The organism is Actinoallomurus acaciae (assembly GCF_042429965.1).
In the GTDB taxonomy this organism is placed as follows: domain Bacteria; phylum Actinomycetota; class Actinomycetes; order Streptosporangiales; family Streptosporangiaceae; genus Actinoallomurus; species Actinoallomurus acaciae.
The window spans coordinates 3,750-7,959 of sequence record NZ_JBHLZP010000633.1 but is presented as its reverse complement, the minus strand read 5'-3'; the positions used below and the strand labels follow the sequence as shown (position 1 = coordinate 7,959).

Sequence of the window (4,210 nt, the reverse complement as noted above, 5' to 3'; positions counted from 1 at the left end):
GGCTCATCCGGCGCCGGAGCCATGAGGTGGTGGACCGCGCCGAGCAGGTGCTGCGCGACCTTCCGCTGCATCTCCGCAACCCGTGGACGGTCGAGGCGGCGCTGCTGGCCGTGCAGGTGCTGCTGCGCGCGGACCGGGTCGACGTCGCGGCGGCGTGGTGCGAGGACCCGCCCGGCGAGGTGCCGGGTGACGACGGTGGCGCCGACACGCGTGCGGCGTTCTTCGCCGCGACGCGTGCGGAGGTCGCGTTGCGGACCGGCGACCTGGCGAGCGCGCTGCGGGAGGCGCGCGAGGCGCTGACGCGCCTCAGTGCCAAGTCGTGGGGAGTGGCCATCGGATACCCGCTGGGCACCTACGTGCTCGCCGCCACTCGTGCCGGCGAGCACGACGAGGCCGCCAGGTACCTGGCCCTGTCGGTTCCGGAGCCGATGTTCCAGAGCCGCCACGGGCTGTACTACCTGTACGCCAGGGGGCACCACCGCCTGGCGACCGGGCACGCGCATGCCGCCCTCGCCGACTTCCTGAGCTGCGGCGAGCTGATCCGTGGCTGGGGCCTGGACACCGCCGGGCCGGTGCCGTGGCGTACCGACGCGGCGGAGGCGTGGCTGCGCCTGGGCAACCGTGACCAGGCGCGCCGGCTCATCCGCGAGCAGTTGTCCCGCACCGATGGGCGCGGCCCGGCGCTGCGGCTCCTGGCCGCCGCGAGCCCGGTCGGCCGCCGGCTTCCCCTGCTGGCCGAGGCGGTCGACCTGGCCGAGGCGTCCGATGACCGGTTCGAGCAGGCGAGGGTGCTGGCCGACCTCAGCCGGGTTCACGCGGCGAGCAATCGGCGGCGCGCCCGCCTGCTGCTGCGCCAGGCCCTGCACGTGGCGAACATGTGTGGGATGCGTCCGCTCGTTCAGGAACTGCTGTCGGTCCAGGACGACCTGGGCGGTCCGGAGGCGATGGCGGACGGCCTGGAGGGCATCGCGTCCCTCACCGACTCCGAGCGCCGGGTGGCGTCCCTGGCGGTGCTCGGGAACACGAACCGGGAGATCGCCGCCAAGCTGTACGTCACTCCCAGCACGGTCGAGCAACACCTCACCCGCATCTACCGCAAGCTGGGCATCCGCCGCCGCAAGGAGCTGCCCGCCGACCTGTGGACCGGGCTCAGGAAGACCGGCTGACCGCGCTGGAGCCCGCGTTCGCGCCCAGCCCGTCGAGTAGCTCTTCGACCAGGGCGGCCATGCCGTCCCGGTCACCGGCCACGCCGAAGAGGTAGAAGTCGGGGCGGACCAGCGCCGCCACCGCCCCGGCACGGGCCAGGTACGGGAGGTGGACCGCGTCGAGGTCGGCTGCGGCGTCCAGCCGGACGATCAGCGTGCCGAGCCGGATCAGCTCCGCCGCGTGAACGGGGTCGAGCAGCTCTTCGGGCGCCTCGGTGGTGAGCAGGACGAAGCAGCGGCCTCCGGTGACCTCGTCGAGCAGCCCCTCACGACCGCCGATCCGCACCCGGCCCTGCGGGGTCAGGTCGCCGGCCGGCCCGCGCGGTCGGCCATCGGCGTCCCGGGCGAGCAGTCCCCCGGTCAGCGGGTGGACCGCCGACGGCGGGGGCGCGGCCAGGCCGCGTTCCCGTACGCCGATCATGACGGCGTCGCGGTCGCGGGCGGCCTCCGGATCGGTCTGGCAGATGACGCGGCCGAGGTCGACGGACATGGTGATCGCGTGCCGGACGTGTTCGCGCCGTTCGGCGGTGTAGGTGTCCAGCAGCGTGTCGGCGGCGCGGCCGGTGAGGACCAGGTCCAGTTTCCAGGCCAGGTTGGCCGCGTCCCGGAACCCCGAGCACATGCCCTGCCCGGCGAACGGCGGCATCAGGTGGGCCGCGTCGCCCGCGAGCAGCACACGCCCCGCACGCCAGCGGTCGACGTATCGCGCCTGGAAGGTGTAGACGGCATGCCGCTCGAGAGTCGCGCCGTCTCCGTCGACGCCGAACAACGCGAGGAGACGCCAGACGTTCTCGACGGTGCCGAACTCCTCAGGCGACTCGTCCGGCAGCCGCATGAACTCCCAGCGCCGGTGCCCGGGCCCGGCCGAGACGGCGGTGCGGGGCCGGGCCGGGTCGCAGACCTGGAGGTTGTTCGGAACGAAGGTGCGCGGCTCGTGCAGCCGCACGTCACAGGTCAGCCAGTCGTTGAAGAACCGCAGGTCGGTGGCTGTGGCGTCGATGGCTTCGCGGACGAAGCTGTTGGCCCCGTCGCAGCCCACGACGTACCGTGCGGACAGTACGCCTCCCTCGGGCCCGTCGACGGTGACCTCCACCCGTTCGCCGACATCGCGCAGGCCGACCGCGCGGTGGGCACGCAGGACGCGCAGCGTGGGCTGCCGGGCACCGCGCTCGGTGAGCGCCTCCTCGATCCCGGGCTGGTACATGGAGACCGAGTCCGGCCACCCGGACCAGCCCCGCTCGGCCACGTCCACGTCGAACAGCGTCACGCCCGCCGCGTTCGTCCAGACATAGTCGCGGGACGGTTCGGCCACCGCGCGCAGGGCCTCGCCGATCCCCGCCGCGGCGAGGATGCGGGCGGACTCTCCGTCGAACGACACGGCGCGCGGCATCGGGTAGGGCTCCGGCCGCCGTTCGACGACGGTGACGCGGTGCCCGCGCTCGGCCAGCAGCGTGGCGGTCACCTGTCCGACCGGCCCGTATCCGACGACGAGAACGTCGGCGTCCGTGCCGCTCATCGGGGGCTCTCCGCCGGTGCCGCCGTACGCAGGATCTCGGCGACGACGCGCTCGTGCTCGGCGGGATCGGTCAGGACCCGGACGCTCTCGTGGCCGTCGTCCACGGTGAGCAGGCGCTTGCCGATGAGAACGCGCTGCCCGGTGCCGAAGGACCGGCCTCGCACGAGGATTCCGGCGCCCGCCAGCGCCCGGGCGAAATCGGCCAGTTCGGCCGAGGGTTCCTGCCATTCGGCCAGGTCCCGAGGCTGGTCGCGGAACCGGTAGACCGCCTGCCAGATCCCGGACCGGCCGCTGCGCTCGACCACGTGACGGCCGTCGACCGGGACGACGCGGAACCGGTTGCCGTACTGCCGTTGGACCTCCGTGGTCACGCACAGCGGTTCCAGGTAGGAGGGGCCGACGAAGCCGACGTCGACCAGGAACAGCGCGCCGTCGAGGCGGGTGTGGTTGAAGACGTGCTCCAGGTCGGGGCCGAACGAGCCGTCCAGCTGCCGGATGCCCGCCCCGAACACGCCGACCTCGAAGCCCAGTTCCTCCAGCAGGATGCGGAAGAGGCCGTTGAGCTCGTAGCAGACGCCGCCCCGGCCCCCGATGACGATCTCGTCGAACGCGGCGTCCCGGTCGATGTCGACGCCGGCCCACAGCGCGGTGCCGCGTCCGGCGTTCAGGGCGCTGTCGTAGGGGAACGTGGTCAGGTGACGGTGGTGCAGGGAACGCAGGGTCTTCAGCGTGGGATCGGCGGGCCCGCGATGGCCGAGGGCCTTGAGGTAGGTGTCGACGTCGAACGGCATGGCTCAGCCCTCCGCCGGATCGGTCGGCTCGGTCAGCTCGGTCAGCAGGTGGTCGGTCAGTTCGGCCGGGGTGGCCCGATCGAAGATCAGCATCGCCGGGAGCTCCAGGCCGGTCGCGGCGGAGAGCCGGTTGCGCAGCTCGACCGCGGTGAGCGACACGAACCCCACCTCGAAGAACACGTCGGTGGGCGCAAGAGTCTCGTCCGGCGACCGCCCCAGCACCGCCGACGCCTCCTCCCGTACGAACGCCAGCAGCACCTCCCGGCGCCGGTCCTCGGGGAGCGCGGAGAGCCCGGCGAGCGGGGACGGCGGCGCTTCTTCGTCCTCGTGAGCCTCCCCGGCGGGTACGGGCGCGGACGACTCCAGCCAGTAGTGACGGTGCTGGAACGCGTAGGTGGGGAGATCGACGCGGGGCTGCCCGGTCAGGAGCGCCGGCCAGCCGACGCCGACGCCGCGGACGCACAGAGCCGCCGCCGAGAGCAGGAACGTGCGCAGCCCGCCCTCGCCCCGGCGCAGCGAGCCGGTCACCGCGGCGGCCGCCGGTCCGGCGGCGTCTCTGATCTCGGCCGCCAGCACGGGGTGCGCGCTCACCTCCACGAACGACCGGAATCCGTCATCCAGGAGGGCACGGGTGGCCGCGTCGAAGCGCACGGCACGGCGCAGGTTGCGGTACCAGTAGCCGCCGTCCAGCTCCGTCG

At 73.4% G+C, this 4,210-nt stretch carries 4 protein-coding genes; 1 reads left to right on the top strand and 3 read right to left on the bottom strand.

Going from position 1 to position 4,210, the window contains the following annotated elements; translation table 11 throughout:
* Positions 1 to 1,166 (top strand): helix-turn-helix transcriptional regulator (locus ACFFNX_RS43805; RefSeq protein WP_378212166.1); only part of this gene is annotated, 1,166 nt, incomplete at its 5' end.
* Here ACFFNX_RS43805 and mhpA read toward each other — a convergent pair.
* The 3 genes from mhpA to ACFFNX_RS43790 all read right to left on the bottom strand — a co-directional run.
* On the bottom strand, positions 1,150 to 2,721 hold the full coding sequence (gene mhpA, locus ACFFNX_RS43800) for a bifunctional 3-(3-hydroxy-phenyl)propionate/3-hydroxycinnamic acid hydroxylase MhpA (protein ID WP_378212165.1): 1,572 nt from the start codon (positions 2,719 to 2,721) through the stop codon (positions 1,150 to 1,152). The genes ACFFNX_RS43805 and mhpA overlap by 17 nt on opposite strands.
* Positions 2,718 to 3,512, bottom strand: coding sequence for an arylamine N-acetyltransferase family protein (locus ACFFNX_RS43795; protein ID WP_378212164.1), 795 nt, complete (start codon positions 3,510 to 3,512; stop codon positions 2,718 to 2,720). The genes mhpA and ACFFNX_RS43795 overlap by 4 nt, the downstream gene beginning before the upstream one ends.
* Before the next feature lie 3 nt (positions 3,513 to 3,515).
* Positions 3,516 to 4,210, bottom strand: a 695-nt coding sequence (locus tag ACFFNX_RS43790) for an acyltransferase domain-containing protein (RefSeq protein ID WP_378212162.1), incomplete at its 5' end; no start/stop codon positions are given.